This window comes from Candidatus Phytoplasma pini, from assembly GCF_007821455.1.
Lineage (GTDB): Bacteria > Bacillota_I > Bacilli_A > Acholeplasmatales > Acholeplasmataceae > Phytoplasma > Phytoplasma pini.
This window is the reverse complement of the sequence record NZ_VIAE01000001.1, coordinates 71,434-87,023: the sequence shown is the minus strand read 5'-3', so window position 1 is coordinate 87,023 and position 15,590 is coordinate 71,434. Positions and strand designations below refer to the sequence as shown.

Genomic DNA, 15,590 nt, shown 5'->3' with positions numbered 1-15,590 from the left:
AGGATTTTATTTATTATGGGCATAATATTAGAGAATGTTTCTAAATTTTTTTTTACTAAAAGTAATAAAACAAAACAATATGCTGTAGAAAAAGCAAATTTAAAGATTCCAAAAGGCGAGATGGTAACTATTTTAGGTCCTTCGGGTTGTGGGAAATCAACTATTCTTTATATGATTGCAGGTTTAATCGATGTAACTGAAGGAAATATTTTTTTTGAAGAAAAGAATGTTACTAATCTACCTCCTGAAAAAAGAGGAGTAGGTCTTGTTTTTCAAAACTATTCTTTGTATCCTCATATGACAGTTAAAAAGAATATTATGTTTCCTTTACAAAATAAAAGAATATCTAATCAAAAGATCGAAGAAGAAGTGCAAAAAATTGCTATTTTAGCGTCTATTGAAGAATATTTAGACAAGAAACCTTCTGAACTTTCTGGTGGACAACAACAAAGAGTAGCAATTGCGAGAGCTTTGATTAAAAACCCCAAAATATTATTATTAGATGAACCTTTATCTAATTTAGATACTCGACTTCGTTTGAGAATGAGAGAAGAAATTAGAAGAATCCAAAAAAAAACTAAAACTACTGCTGTTTTTGTAACACATGATCAAGAAGAAGCAATGTCTATTAGTGATAAAATTTGTGTAATGGAAAAAGGAAAAATTCAACAAATAGATGTTCCGAAAGAGATTTATGATAATCCTTCAAATTTATTTGTAGCTTCTTTTTTAGGAGTTCCTCATATTTCTGTTTTTCATGGTCAATTAGACAACGGCCAAGTTAAAATAGGTGAAACAAATATTTTTTATAATTCTAAAATTAAGCATATTAAAAAAGAAATATATATAGCAATCAGACCTGAAGGATATGTTCTAGATTCTAATGGTATTTTTGAAGTAGAAGGTATAGCTATTGAAAATTTAGGAAGAGAAATTATTTTATTAGCTAAACATAAAAATTCTTTATATTCTAATTTTAAAATTGTTATTCTTAATGAAAAACAAAAATTTTTTGATTTATTCAATGTTAACAAGAAAAAAATTCGTTTTAATATTTTAGGCAATAGATATTTTCTGTTTGATAAAATTCATCGTGGCAGGATTTTTTAAATGTTTGAAATTGTAGGTCATAAAAACAATAAACATTGGTATTATTTATTACCATCTTTAATTATTCTAACTATTTTTACTTTTTATCCTTTAACAAAAAATTTTTTAATTTCTTTTAATTCTAGTTATGATAAATTTAATGATACTTTTGAATTAAAATCTTTTTTTAGTTTAATGAGTTACAAAATGATTTTTCAAGATTTATATTTTAAGATTTCTATTGTTAATACTTTAATTTTAGTTTTGTTTATAGTTCCTATATCTTTAACAATATCTTTAATTATCGCTTTAATTCTAAATAGTATTAAAAATTTATTTTTTAAAAACTTTTTTAAAACTTTCTTTTTTTTACCTTTAATTTCTAATGTTGTTGTTATGGGTATGGTTTTTAGTGTTTTTTTTTACTATAATAATGGTATTTTTACTGACAAACCTGAAGGTTTATTTAATTATTTTTTAAGTATTTTTGGCATAAAATCAAGAAATTGGGTAGGATTTAGTGCTCCTAGTAGTCATAAATTTTTTGCTTTAATATTTTATAATACTTGGTCAAGGATTTCTTTTAAAGTTTTTGTTTTCGTTTTAGCTTTACAAAATATTAACAAATCATATTATGATGCTGCTAAAGTAGATGGTACTTCAAAGTGGCGTATTTTTACAAAGATTACTCTACCTTTATTAATTCCTGTTATTTTTTATCAATTTGTTATCGAAATATTAGCTGTTTTTAAAGAATATGAATCTATTATAGGTGTTTTAGGCCAAGATGCAGATCCTCAAATGCAAACTATAGTAATGTATATTTATAATCAATTATCTAGTTCAAGTATAAATTCTTATTCAAAAGGAGCAGCAGCTTCTATAGTTTTATTCTTTATTTCTGTTTTATTTATAGCCATAAGTTTTTATATTTCTAAAAAGAAAATTAATTATTAAGTTATAAAAAATGAATAATAATAAAAAAATATATTTTAAAAAAATTTTACAAAATATTAAATTACAAGTGAAAAAAATTGATTTTTGGTTTATTACAAAATATTTATTTTTAATTTTAGGTTTAATGTTAATGATTTTACCTTTTTATTTAATGATAATTCTTTCTTTAAAAAGTTCTGGGGATATTGTTAAAAATAATGTTTTATCTTTTCCTAAAGAAGGTTGGTTTTTTTCCAATTATACAAAAGTTTTTTCTTCTGATTTTTTGAAGTATTTTAAAAATACATTTATAATGGTTTTCTTTTCTACAAGTTTAAGTCTTTTTTTGTGTATTCTTAGTGCTTTTGCTTTAAGTATTTTAACATTTAAGTCAAGAACAGTAATATTAATGTTATTCGTCTTAAGTTTGATGATTCCTAACGAAATTTCGGTTTTGTTTAATTATCGAACTGTTTCTTATTTTAATTGGGTTAATACTGGCAAAGATTCTTCTATCAATGGTGGTGTTTATTTGGCAATGATTTTGCCTTTCTTAGTCAATGCAGTATATGTTTTATTATTAATTAATACATTCAACAGTGTTCCAAAAGAATTGTATTATACGTCTAAAATTGATGGAACAACGAATTGGCAATATTTATGGAAAATTTTAGTTCCAATCACTAAACCTACTATAATTATTATTATGATTTTTAGGTTGGTATCCGCATGGAACGCTTACACTTGGCCTGAATTAATTGGAGCAGAATTATTAACTAATATGTCTCGGAAAGCATTCGATCCTGAAACAGGAATTGGCGATGTGAATCTTCAAATGGCTTCTTCGGTTTTAATCAATTTACCTTTATTGTTTGTTTTTATTATTTTTAAAAATTATATTATTTCGGGAGAACATAATAGTGGTATTAAAGGATAATATAAAAAATTTTTTTCTTTTGGTTCTTTTTTTTCTTGTTTTAATATTATTCATTATAATAACAAATGCATTTAAGGATTCTGAAAGCGTAAGTACTTTCAAAAACAAATATGATGTTTTGGAAAAGTTTGTTAAACAAAATTTACCAAATTCAAAACAATATTTTAGTAATCCTGCGAAGAAAACAAAAATTGTTTTTTGGCATAATTTTTATCCAAATGAAGAAAAAATTTTGAAAGATATTATTCAAGAATTCGAAAAAGAATACCCAGGAATAGAAGTAATTTCTATTCATAAAGGTTATTGGTCTCAACTTATTAAAAGTGTTTCAAATGCTCTTCCTGTAAATAAACAACCTAATTTAGTTCTTTCTTATCCTGATCATATACATTTCTTTTCTTCTTCTCACAAAATAGTTCCATTAGATATTTTTATATATGCGGAAAAAGACGAACAATATTATGATCAAACTTTTTATGATGATTTTCGCCAAAAAATGGAATTAAAACAAGAATATGATAAGAAAGCACATTATTATTATTTACCTCTTTTGAAAACTACAGAAGTGATGTTTTATGATAGAAATGTTTTTAAAAAAATTCATAATGATTTTAAAGAATTAATTACTGATGAAGGAAAAATAAAACCACAACAATTAACTTGGGACGACATAAAAAAAATATCTGAAAAAATAAAAAAAGAAAATTTTATTCCCATTCTGGTTGATAGTGAATCAAATTTATTTATAGCTTCTTATATGCAAAAAAATGAAGAAGAAGACAAAAATTTAAAATACCCTAAAGACAAAAATGAAGTTAAAGGTTTTCTAGAAAACAAAACAGTACACGAAATACCTATATATTTTAAAGAACTTTATAATAAAGGTTATTTAACTACTTCTCAATTAAGTACTATTTCTGACAATAAAGATTTGTTTTATAATGAAAGAATTGCTATGTTTATTACTTCTTCAAGGAGAGTAAATTCATTTTATAATAATTCAGGAAATATCGAAATCACTCAAACTCCTACTTTTAATTCTAAGAACACTAAATGTATTTCTCAAGGATCTAATATTAATTTATTTTATTCAGATAAACAAGATGAAATGTTAGCTTCTTGGTTATTTTTAAAAAAATTAACATCTTCTGAAACATATGAATATTTTTTTAAACAAAAAGGTGGTATTTCTATTGTAAAACCAAAAGTATTAAAAGAATTAGAAGAAAAAATTTTTCCAAAACATTCTGTTGTAGAAAAAATCAAAAAATTAGAGACAACAATAAACGAAATAAAACCTCAAAATCAAAAAGTTGAATTATCAACAGAATTATTACAATATAAATATATTCAATTTCTCTATAACCATCATGACAAACATAAATTTTTTGAAAATATTTCTTTTGAAAATTCTGGAGTTTTAAGAATTTGTTTAAAATATTTATTTAATAAAGTTTTATCTATAGATACTAATAATGAAAATGATGTATCTAAAGAAACTGAATATTTATTCAAAAAATTTTCCGAAATAATTATAAATAATTAAAATATTGATTATATTTGTTTATTTATAATATTTTAATTATATAAAAAAACAAAAATTATTTAATCAATATAAAAAAGGTATTAATGTAAGATGCAATTTATATCAAAAAAAGATAAAATTTTAAAAAATATTAAAAAACAAATCGAAAAATTCGACACTATTATAATTCACGGTCATAGAAATCCTGATGGTGATTGTTATGGTTCACAGTTAGGATTAAAAGATATTATTCAAACAACTTTTATTCATAAAAAAGTTTATGCAGTAGGCGAAGATAATCCAAATTTATTTTTTTTAGGACAAATGGATCAAATATCAGACAATGAATACCAAAATGCTTTGGTGTTCATTGTGGACTGTGGCCAAAGCAGAGTCATTTTTGATCCTAAATATAAGTTAGGACAAATGATTATTCGGATAGATCACCATTTATTTGTAGAAAATATTGGTGATTTAGAATGGATTGATAATAATTTTTCTTCTTGCTCTGAAATGATTTATTCTTTTAAAGAATATGTTAATTTCCAATTAAGTAAAAAAGGAGCTTTGTCTATATATGTAGGTATGATTACTGACTCAGGTCATTTTCGTTTTGAAAGAGTCAACGGAAATACTTTAAGAATAGCATCCGTTTTATTATCTAAATACGGATTAAATGTTTTTGAAATTGATCAAAAAATCAATGCACAAAAAATCGAGATTTTAAAATTTAAAGGTTATGTATATCAGAATTTTATAATAGACAATGGCTTTATTTATTTTAAAATGCCTTTTTCTTTATTATCTAAATTTGATTTAAATATTAATGAAATTTTTTCTGTTTTAAATATTTTAGGTTATATTCCAGATTATCCTGTGTGGGGGTTTATTATTGAAATATTTGAAAAACAATGGAGAATAAGTATTCGTTCTCTAGGCCCAAGAATAGATCATATTGCTCGCCAATTTGGAGGTGGTGGACATTACAGAGCTTGTGGTATTCGTATAAATAAAGAAGAAGAAATTAAATTAATTATTAAATTAATACAACGATCTATTAACGAATTTCATAACATCTAAATCAAAAATGATTCTTTGAAAAAAAATAATGAATTTCTAAAAAAAAGGAGAAATTAAATTCGAATGTTTTTCGAAGATACTATTGCAGCAATCGCAACTCCTTTGGGTACTGGTAGTATTAGTGTTATTAGGGTTAGCGGTTATGAATCAATTGAAAAAATTAATCAAATTTTTATAACAAAAAATAAAAAAAAAAAATTGTTATTTGTTTCTTCACATACTATTCATCATGGTTTTATTTTGGATGAAGAAGAAAATATTTTAGATGAAGTTTTAATTTCTGTTTTTAGAGCACCTCATTCTTTCACAGGTGAAAATGTAATAGAGGTTTGTGGTCATGGAGGTATTTTAATTACTCAATTATTATTGGAAAGAATTTTATCTTTAGATATTAGATTAGCAAAACCAGGAGAATTTAGCAAAAGAGCTTTTTTAAATCAAAAAATAGATTTAATACAAGCAGAAGCGATGATGGATTTAATTCATGCTCAAAATGAAAAAACAATTAAATTATCTCAGAAGGGTTTACAAAAGAAAACTTCTATTTTGATCCAAAATTTAATTCAAGAAATTATTGATTTATTAGGCAAAATAGAAGTTAATATCGATTATCCTGAATATTATGATATTCAATTTATTACTAATGATATTATTTTACCTCAAATTAAATTATTAATCCAAAAATTAAAACAAATTTTAGATGATTCTGTTAAAACACGTTTAGTAAAAAAAGGAATTAAAACTTTAATCATTGGTAAACCTAATGTAGGGAAATCTAGTTTATTAAATAATTTTTTAAATAAAGAAAAAGCTATTGTAACTGACATTGCTGGAACTACGAGAGATTTTGTAGATGGTTATGTTAATATTGAGGGAATAAGTTTATTTTTAATTGATACAGCAGGAATTCGAGAAACCCAAAATCCTATAGAACAAATAGGGATAGAAAAAACTAAAAAACTTTTAGAACAAGCAGAATTAGTTTTATTATTATATGATCAAAGTAGCACTTTAGAATCTATAGATTATGAATTATTAGAATTAACTCAAAAATATCTAAGAATTATTATTGGTAGTAAATCAGATTTACCTACTAAATCAAAAATAAATTTAGCAAACAAAAAAGAAGAAATTGTTTTTATTTCTAACATCAATCATAAAGGAATTGAAGTTTTAAAAAAAAAGATTTTAAAAATGTTTCAATTGGATAAAATCGAAGATAAAGATTTTAATTATTTTTCTAATTCAAGACATATCCAACAAATCAAAATTGCTCTTAAAGCTTTACAAAATATCGAAATAGATATCGAAAAAAAAATTCCTATAGATATGCATACTATTAGTTTAAAAGAAGCTTATTCGGCATTATCTGAAATTATAGGAAACAATATTTCTAATAATACTAATGATTGTTTAATTAATGAATTATTTTCGAAATTTTGTTTGGGAAAATAATTTAAAAATTTAATTTATTTTTGAAATTAAATATTTTTATTTAAAATAGATAATTTTTTAGATTTATCAAATATAAAAAAAGATATAAAATAGAAAGGAATATAAAAAGAATATGATAAATATTAGATTTAAACATAATGATGTTATCCAAACATTTCCTAAAGGAATTTTGATCAATGATATCATATCCCAAAATTTTATTCTAAAAAAAAAAACCCCCATAGCTGCTTTATTTAATAACCAATTAGTAGAGTTAAACAGATCTTTAAACACAGATGGTTATTTAGAAATTATAACTTGTGAAGATCCGAGAAGTTTTGTAATTTTAAATCACAGTACTTCTCATTTAATGGCACAAGCAATTAAAAGAATTTATCCTCAAGCACTTTTAACCATCGGCCCCGCTATTAAAGAAGGTTTTTATTATGATATTGATTTTCAAGGAGATATCGTTTCGGATAAAGATTTTTTTTTAATCGAAAAAGTTATGAATCAAATCATTCAAGAAAAATTACCTATTGTGCGTCAAGAAATGCCAAAAGAAAAAGTTTTATTATTATTTAAAGATAATAAGTATAAACAAATTATATTAGATAAAATTAATGATTCTATCGTGAGTATTTATACTCAAGGAGAGTTTAAAGATTTATGTCGTGGACCTCATCTTATTAATACAAGTTTAATCCAAAATTTTCGTTTATTAAAAACTTCTGTTTCTTATTTTCAAGCTAATAATAAAAATAATGTTTTAACTAGGATTTATGGTATTGCTTTTTTTACTTCTAAAGATTTAAAAAAATATTTATATATACTAGAAAAAAGAAAAACAAAAGATCATAAAAATATTAATAAAGAACAAAATTTTTTTATGTTAAATCCAGAAGTTGGGTTAGGATTGCCATTTTGGTTATCAAAAGGTGCTACTATTCGTCGTATTATCGAAAGATATATTGTTGATAAAGAGTTAAAATATGATTATCAGCATGTTTACACACCTATTTTAGCTAATACTCAATTGTATGAGAAATCAGGACATTTACAACTGTATCAAGAAAATATGTTTCCTGTTATGCATTTAAAAAATGAAGAAAAATTAATTTTACGTCCTATGAATTGTCCTCATCATATGATGATTTTTAATCATAAAATACGTAGTTATAAAGAATTACCTTTTAAAATTGCCGAATTAGGTATGATGCATCGTTATGAACATTCAGGAGCTATCATGGGTCTACAACGAACTAGAGAAATGACATTAAATGATGCTCATATTTTCATAACAGAAAATCAAATTCAAGAGACTATTTGTCAAATTATTGATTTAATTTTAGAAGTTTATAAAGATTTTAATATTAAAGAATATCATTTTAATTTAAGCACAAGAGATATTCAAAATAAAGATAAATATTTTTCTAATGATTTAATTTGGGATAAATCTGAAAATATTTTAAGAAATATTTTAAAAGATTCAAAAATATTTTATAAAGAATCTATGGGTGATGCTGCTTTTTATGGCGCCAAATTAGATATTCAAGTTTTAAATGCTTTAGGTCATGAAGAGACTTTGTCTACTATTCAATTAGATTTTTTATTACCAGAACGTTTTAATTTGAGTTATATAGGATCTGATAACAAACGCCATACTCCTGTCTTAATTCATAGAGCAGTTGTTTCTACTATGGAAAGATTTATTTCTTATTTGATAGAAAAAAATGAAGGTGTTTTCCCTTTATGGTTATCTCCTGTACAAATTATATTGTTGCCAGTTAATAATCAATTACATTTAGAATATTTGAAAAAAATTAGAATTTTATTGATAGAAAATAATTTTCGAGTTGAATTAAATGACAAAGAGACGAGTTTATCTTATAAAATAAGAAAAGCTCAAAAAGATAAAATCCCTTATCAAGTGGTTGTAGGCGATAAAGAAATAAACAATAATTTATTGACTTTTAGGAAATTTAAAAGCGATAAACAAAAAACTTTATCTATTGATGATTTTATTCAATATCTAAATATCATTATTAATTCTAAAAAATAAATAAATTCTTAAATTAAGTGTTTATTTATATTAAAAAAATCATAAAACATTATTTATAATTTTATTAATTTTATTATTAATTTCTTTTGTATTTTGTTTTCGATAATCTTCGAATTTTATATGAGGATGAATAAAAATTTCTGCTTTTTTTTTGCGAAACCAACATTTCTTTCTCATAGAAGAAATTCCTTTGATTGAGATAGGTAAAATAGATGCTTGGGATTTTAAAGCTATTTTAAAAGAACCATCTAAAGAAGAGATAATTCGATCATTATTGTAATTAATAATTCCACCTTCATGAAAAATAATCATTACTAAATTATTTTGAATATTATTAATTTGTTTTAAAACATTTTCTACTGTTTTTCGATTGTTTCCTCTAACTATTTTTATACAATTACAACAATTAAAACAAAAACCTAAAAACCATCCAAAAAAACCTCGATAAAGTTCATCTTTTGGAGTAAATGCGATAGTACGAGGAAAAATAGAAGCAATAATAAAAGGATCGAAATTTGTTTTGTGATTTGAATAGACGATCAATTTTCCTTTTTTTGGAATTAGATGTTTATTATGAATAATAATTTTAATTCTAAAAAAACGAATAATTAATTTTGAAATACTGGATAGGACTTTTTGACGAGTAATATTATCTATTTTTGTTGATCTTAAAATTAATAATGAGATTGAAAATAATAATAAAACAATCAACCAAGTACATATGATGCTTGTGACAAAAAACATAAAAAATAATAAAAATTTCATCCATATAGTAGCTTTGGAAAAAAAAATTAAAATAGATGATACAATCCATATAAGAAAAAAAATAAAAACAAAAATAAAACTAAACATATTTTTATTTGCTCTTTCTTTATTTTTTGATATAAGTTACAAAAATTAATTCATTTGAAATTTTTTTTTCATGAATACGATATTTTTGATAAGAAAAACGAGGAAAAAAAACATTTCCTTGATATCTTTTTAAAATATGTGTCAAATAAATAATATTAGCATAAGGCAAAGATTGATGATAAATTTGGCCTCCGCCTAAAACCATAATATATTCATTTTTAGATTGATATGATTTTAAAAAATTAATTAAATTAGAAACTATTATAACTTGGTTTATTTTTATATTAGGTTCTAAACTAGCTACATAAATCTTTTTAAAAGGTAAAGTTTTTTTTTTATAATATTTTTTTAAAGAATAAAAAGTTTTATTTCCCATCAAAACATTTTGACCTAAGGATTTTTTTTTAAAAAAAGAAATATCTTCAGGATAATTCCATGGCAATTTATCTTCAGAACCGATTAAGAAATTTGAATCTACAGCAGCAATTAAACTAATTATATTGAAACTCCCCCTTTTATTGGTTTATGACAAATATAGTTTTTTAATTTAAAATCCTCAAAAACAAAATCTTCTATATTTTTTTTTTGAGGATTTAAAATTATTTGAGGCAATTTATAAGGTTTACGATTAATTTGTATTTTAATTTGTTCTAAATGATTTTCATAAATATGTGCATTACCTAAATTATGAATGAATTCATAAGGTTGAAGTTTTGTAATTTGTGATATTATGATTAATAATAATGAATAAGAAGCTATGTTAAAAGGGATCCCTAAAAAAACATCTCCGCTTCTTTGAAATAATTGTAACGAGAGTTTTTTATTTTGAACGTGAAATTGAATTAACACATGACAAGGGGGTAAAATCATTTTTTCTATTTCTAATGGATTCCATGCAGAAATAATTAAACGTCTAGAATGAGGATTTTTTTTTATTTCTTGAATTATTTTTTTTATTTGGTCGATTCCTCCAAAATTACGCCATTGTTTACCATAAATAGGTCCTAAATCACCATTTTTTAAAGCGAAATCCTCATTTATTTTAATTTTATCAATGAATTCTTTAAGAGTTTCATTTTGGTAAAAAGGTGATTTACAATATTTTTCATAAGGCCATTCATTCCAAATATTAACATTATTCAAAACTAAATAACGAATATTAGTATCGCCTTTTAGGAACCATAAAAGTTCATGAATTACCCCTTTTAAAAATAGTTGTTTTGTTGTCATTAAAGGGAATCCCTCATTTAAATTAAAACGCATTTGATAACCAAATATGCTTTTCGCTTTATTTTTAGTACGATTTTTATTTAAGACCCCTTTTTTTAATATTAAATTACATAAATCTAAGTATTGTTGCATATTATATTTATTAGACCTTATTTTAAGATTTAAAATTAAAAGATTTATAATATTTGTTTTATTGAAAGAATATTGAAAATTTAATTAATTATCTAAAACAAAATTTTACTAAATAAAAAAAATAATTTTATAAATATAAAATACTTTTATATTAATGCCTAAAAAAATTAAAAAGAATAAAATTATAGATAATTATTTTTTTATTTAATAAAATTATTAAATTTTAATTGGCGGAAGAAAAGGGATTCGAACCCTTGCGTCTCTTTTTTGACCTATATGCTTTCCAAGCTTACCTCTTCAACCACTTGAGTATTCTTCCTTATTTTCTTTATTATAGAATTTTTTTTATATTTGCAAATCTTTTTAAATCTATATAAAAATAATTCTATTAAAAATTAAAAATTTCTAATTTTTTTATTAAAATATTGGATTAAGAATTATTATTTTTAAACATATAAACTTCTCTATTAATTACTAATTCTTCATTAGTTGGTATAATCATAATTTTAAATGATGAGTTAGTAGTAGAAATAATTTTTTCACCATGTTGTTGATTTAATTTTTCATCTAAAAAAACATTCAATACATTTAAACGTTTTACAACTTCTTTTCGAAAAAAAGAAGAATTTTCGCCTATTCCGGCTGTAAATACTAAAAGATCTATTCCTTTTAGTAAAACATAATAACTTGCTATATAATCTACTAATCTTTTGATTTGGATGTCAAAAGATAAAAAAGCTCTTTTATTCTTTTTCAAAATCATTTTTTCTAAATCTCTTCCGTCATTGGAAAAACCCGAAATACCTAATAAACCAGATTTTTTATTTAAAATATTTAAAATTTCTGCAATAGTTTTATTTTCTTTTTTAGCTATAAAAGGAATAATAGTTGGATCAATATTACCGCTGCGTGTTCCCATCGGAATTCCTTCTAATGGAGTAAAACCCATAGAAGTATCTATAGATTTACCATTTTCAATAGCACTTACGGAAACTCCATTGCCAACATGACAAACAATCATTTTTAAATTTTGATTATTAAAAATTTCTTTTGTTCTTTGACAAATATATTGGTAAGAAATACCATGAAAACCATATTTACGAATTTTATAATCTTGATACCATTCATAAGGAGTAGCATATAAAAAATTTGTTTCTTTTATTGTTTGATGAAAAGTAGTATCAAAAACTCCTACTTGTAAAACTTGCGGTAAAATTTTTTTAAATAATTTAATATTTAAAACATTAGCAGGATTATGTAAGGGAGCTAAATCATTTAAACTTTCTATTTGAGCAATATTTTGATCATTTAAAATAACTGAACTTTTAAATATTTCTCCTCCTTGAACAATTCTATGCCCTATTCCTTCTATTTCTTCTATTTGATTTATAATTTTATTTTCGATTAAAGAATTTAATAACACATTAATTGCTTGTTCATGATTAGTAATAGGAAGTTTTTTTTCTATTTTATTATTTTGAAATGAAATATTATAAATAGCATTATTATCACCTATTTTTTCAATCACACCATAACAAATTATTTTTTCCGAAGGCATATTTAACAATTTAAATTTTAAAGAAGAACTACCAGCATTGACTGACATGATTTTCATAAATATTATTTTTTTAATTCCTTACATAAATTTGTTTAATAAAAAAATTATATCATTAATATTTATATTAAATAATTAATTTTTTATTTTTCACTTATTTTTATATTATTCAAAATTTAAATTATTATTTTTAATTATTCAATAATAAAAAAATAATAATATATTATATTTAATTACCAATTACCAAGATATAAAAATTAATATACATTTAATATTTTAACATATAAAAATTTATAGGAATATAATCATATTTAATAATTAATAAATATTGAATTTTCAAAATACAATTTATTTATTTTTGAATTTTCTTTCTCGAATAAAATGAATTTTTTTAAATAACAAAATTTTAATTTTTCAAAAGATTTGATTTTTTAAAAAAATATTTATTTATAAATTAAAATATTTATAGTATCAAGGTTTTAAAAAAGTAATCAATAATTCTAAAAAAATAGGATAATAAAGACAATAATATATGTTAGATAAAAAATATTTTAAAAAACTTAACGCCGAACAGTTAAAAGCAATAACTTATAAAGGTTCTCTCTATGTTCTTTCTGGCGCAGGAACAGGAAAAACTACAACTTTAACAACCAAAATTGCTTATTTAATCGAAGAATTGAAGATAGCTACACAATCTATTTTAGCTATTACATTTACTAATAATGCTGTCGTAGAAATGAAAGAATATTTAAAAAAATTTTTGAATGTAAGTGATTTATCTTGTTTAACTATTTGTACTTTTCACAGTTTATGTTATCAAATTTTAAAAAGTCATATCCATCTTTTAAATTTAAATTTTTCTTCTTCTTTTAGTATTATCGATGAATCAGATCAAAAAAAAATTATCAAAGAAATAATAAAAAAACAGAATATTGATTCTGATCTTTTTCAAATATCTGATTTGAAACATTACATTTCTATTAGAAAAATCGCTAATGAAGAAAAAAAAATAAAAGAAGAATTTAAATCGATTGATAATGAATTAAGTTTTGAAAAAATTCTTCAATATAATTATCATAAAATAAAAATCATTTATAAAAACTACCAAACTATATTAGAAGAAAATAATTTAATAGATTTTGATGATTTACTTATTTATGCTTATCAATTGTTAAATAATTGTCCAGATGTAAGAAATTTTTATCAAAAAAAATTTTCTCATATTTTAGTTGATGAATTTCAAGATATTGATTTATTACAATATCAGATTATCAAAAAAATAGGTCAAACTAAGGAACATGAAATCTTTGTTGTTGGAGACCCAAACCAAAATATTTATTCTTTTCGCGGCTCCAAATCTTTTTATAGTACTTTATTTCAGCGTGATTTCCAAACTCCTGTTTATAAATTAAAACAAAATTATCGTTCTACTGTTAATATCTTAGAAAAAGCAAATTTATTAATTAGTTATAATTATCAAAATCAAGATGATATTTTTAAAAATGAATTACAAAGTTATAATAAGAATATTCAACAGCCAGTAATTTATCATAATTTTTCAGATTCTTATTTAGAATCTAAGTTTGTAGCTAAAACAATTCAAAAATTAATGGCTCAAGAACAATATAAATATAATGATTTCGGTATTTTATATAGAATTAATGCATTATCTCAAGATATTGAAAATCAACTTATTTTATATGGTATTCCTTATAGAATAAAAAATGCTACTAATTTTTTTAGCAAAAAGGAAATTAAAGATTTTATATCTTATTTAAAAATTTTATTAGAACCAGAACAAGATTTTTATTTAAAAAGAATTCTTAATGTTCCTAAACGTCAAATCGGGCTTAAAACCATTAATTTTTTAGAAGATTTTGCGAAAGAAAATAATATTTCTTTATTAAAGGCTATGCAACATATTTCTAATTCGAATTCTAGTAATTTTAAAAAAAAGATTGATTTTTTTTTAACGATTTTTTCAAAATTACAAAAAATTTTTAATGATTCTTCGAAATGTTATTTATCTAATGTTATTTATTTAATTGATGATGTTATTGGATATTCAAGATATTTAGATAAAAAAAAACAAAATACAGAACAAAAACAAGAAATAGAAAATAAAAAAACTTTAATTCAGAAATTACAAGATTTTTTTCAACAAGAAGAGTTGCAAACCGAAGGTAATTTTTATGAAAAATTAAGTTTTTTATTAGATAAAATCATTCTTAACATAGATAATGAAGAAGATAAAAATCATAATCAAAAAGTAACTTTGTCTACAATTCATAAAACAAAAGGTTTAGAATATTGTGTTGTTTTTGCTATTGGTTGGGAAAATAGAATTTTTAGTTTTGATGATACAATTGAAAATTTGTTTTCTGATAGAAATAAAGATATGGAAGAAGAAAGACGTTTAGCTTATGTTGCAATCACACGTGCTAAGGAGTTATTGTATATTAGTAGTGCTAAAAAAAGAAATTTATTCGGAAAGACTTTATTTTCTGAACCTATCTCTTTTGTCCAAGAAATGAATCTTATTCCAACATCTTTAAAAGTTCGAAATTTGTTTGTTTCTAATAAAATATCAAATTTTACTCACACAAATTTTTATAAAATAGGTGATAAAGTTAAACATAAGTTATTTAATCGTGGTGTTGTTGTTTCTATATCTAAAGATATAATCACTATTGCTTTCGACAAACCTTATGGAATAAAGAAAATATTCATTAAACATCCTTCTTTGAAAAAGATTTAA

At 22.5% G+C, this 15,590-nt stretch carries 12 protein-coding genes and 1 tRNA gene; 8 read left to right on the top strand and 5 right to left on the bottom strand.

The window, feature by feature from the left end:
* Positions 1-15: 15 nt before the first annotated feature.
* The 7 genes from MDPP_RS00360 (at position 16) to thrS (ending at position 9,063) form a co-directional block, all read left to right on the top strand.
* Positions 16-1,110, top strand: a complete 1,095-nt coding sequence (locus MDPP_RS00360) for an ABC transporter ATP-binding protein (RefSeq protein WP_144658221.1) — start codon at positions 16-18, stop codon at positions 1,108-1,110.
* A complete protein-coding gene (locus MDPP_RS00355) occupies positions 1,111-2,046 on the top strand; it encodes a carbohydrate ABC transporter permease (protein WP_144658220.1) in 936 nt (311 codons plus the stop codon).
* A gap of 10 nt (positions 2,047-2,056) precedes the next feature.
* Positions 2,057-2,962 (top strand): carbohydrate ABC transporter permease, encoded by a 906-nt coding sequence (locus MDPP_RS00350; protein ID WP_144658219.1) that lies wholly within the window; start codon positions 2,057-2,059, stop codon positions 2,960-2,962.
* Complete coding sequence (locus tag MDPP_RS00345) at positions 2,946-4,508, top strand: ABC transporter substrate-binding protein (RefSeq protein WP_186390717.1); 1,563 nt, start codon at positions 2,946-2,948, stop codon at positions 4,506-4,508. Before MDPP_RS00350 ends, MDPP_RS00345 begins: the two co-directional genes overlap by 17 nt.
* A gap of 90 nt (positions 4,509-4,598) precedes the next feature.
* Entirely contained in the window at positions 4,599-5,567 is a 969-nt protein-coding gene (locus tag MDPP_RS00340; protein ID WP_144658217.1) for a DHH family phosphoesterase, read from the top strand.
* 63 nt (positions 5,568-5,630) lie between these two features.
* The gene (mnmE, locus tag MDPP_RS00335) at positions 5,631-7,022 is read left to right on the top strand and encodes a tRNA uridine-5-carboxymethylaminomethyl(34) synthesis GTPase MnmE (protein ID WP_144658216.1); all 1,392 of its coding nucleotides are present in this window, start codon (positions 5,631-5,633) and stop codon (positions 7,020-7,022) included.
* A gap of 112 nt (positions 7,023-7,134) precedes the next feature.
* Positions 7,135-9,063, top strand: coding sequence for a threonine--tRNA ligase (thrS, locus tag MDPP_RS00330; protein WP_144658215.1), 1,929 nt, complete (start codon positions 7,135-7,137; stop codon positions 9,061-9,063).
* A gap of 39 nt (positions 9,064-9,102) precedes the next feature.
* Here thrS and MDPP_RS00325 read toward each other — a convergent pair whose 3' ends face one another.
* From MDPP_RS00325 to MDPP_RS00305, 5 genes are all read right to left on the bottom strand, one after another.
* The gene (locus tag MDPP_RS00325) at positions 9,103-9,915 is read right to left on the bottom strand and encodes a lysophospholipid acyltransferase family protein (protein ID WP_144658214.1); all 813 of its coding nucleotides are present in this window, start codon (positions 9,913-9,915) and stop codon (positions 9,103-9,105) included.
* A gap of 19 nt (positions 9,916-9,934) precedes the next feature.
* On the bottom strand, positions 9,935-10,357 hold the full coding sequence (locus MDPP_RS00320) for a dihydrofolate reductase (RefSeq protein WP_246058858.1): 423 nt from the start codon (positions 10,355-10,357) through the stop codon (positions 9,935-9,937).
* A gap of 53 nt (positions 10,358-10,410) precedes the next feature.
* A complete protein-coding gene (locus tag MDPP_RS00315; protein WP_144658212.1) occupies positions 10,411-11,277 on the bottom strand; it encodes a thymidylate synthase in 867 nt (288 codons plus the stop codon).
* 228 nt (positions 11,278-11,505) lie between these two features.
* Positions 11,506-11,596 (bottom strand) — tRNA-Ser (locus MDPP_RS00310).
* A gap of 111 nt (positions 11,597-11,707) precedes the next feature.
* Complete coding sequence (locus MDPP_RS00305) at positions 11,708-12,892, bottom strand: acetate kinase (protein WP_144658211.1); 1,185 nt, start codon at positions 12,890-12,892, stop codon at positions 11,708-11,710.
* A gap of 472 nt (positions 12,893-13,364) precedes the next feature.
* Between MDPP_RS00305 and MDPP_RS00300 the strand changes: the two genes are divergently transcribed.
* Entirely contained in the window at positions 13,365-15,590 is a 2,226-nt protein-coding gene (locus tag MDPP_RS00300; RefSeq protein WP_144658210.1) for an ATP-dependent helicase, read from the top strand.

Bases quoted from the DNA above. Each gene is read 5' to 3' on its own strand.
- thrS (WP_144658215.1), top strand. From the start codon at position 7,135: ATGATAAATATTAGATTTAAACATAATGATGTTATCCAAACATTTCCT.
- MDPP_RS00305 (WP_144658211.1), bottom strand. From the start codon at position 12,892: ATGAAAATCATGTCAGTCAATGCTGGTAGTTCTTCTTTAAAATTTAAA.
- mnmE (WP_144658216.1), top strand. From the start codon at position 5,631: ATGTTTTTCGAAGATACTATTGCAGCAATCGCAACTCCTTTGGGTACT.
- MDPP_RS00300 (WP_144658210.1), top strand. From the start codon at position 13,365: ATGTTAGATAAAAAATATTTTAAAAAACTTAACGCCGAACAGTTAAAA.
- MDPP_RS00360 (WP_144658221.1), top strand. From the start codon at position 16: ATGGGCATAATATTAGAGAATGTTTCTAAATTTTTTTTTACTAAAAGT.
- MDPP_RS00355 (WP_144658220.1), top strand. From the start codon at position 1,111: ATGTTTGAAATTGTAGGTCATAAAAACAATAAACATTGGTATTATTTA.
- MDPP_RS00350 (WP_144658219.1), top strand. From the start codon at position 2,057: ATGAATAATAATAAAAAAATATATTTTAAAAAAATTTTACAAAATATT.
- MDPP_RS00325 (WP_144658214.1), bottom strand. From the start codon at position 9,915: ATGTTTAGTTTTATTTTTGTTTTTATTTTTTTTCTTATATGGATTGTA.
- MDPP_RS00340 (WP_144658217.1), top strand. From the start codon at position 4,599: ATGCAATTTATATCAAAAAAAGATAAAATTTTAAAAAATATTAAAAAA.
- MDPP_RS00315 (WP_144658212.1), bottom strand. From the start codon at position 11,277: ATGCAACAATACTTAGATTTATGTAATTTAATATTAAAAAAAGGGGTC.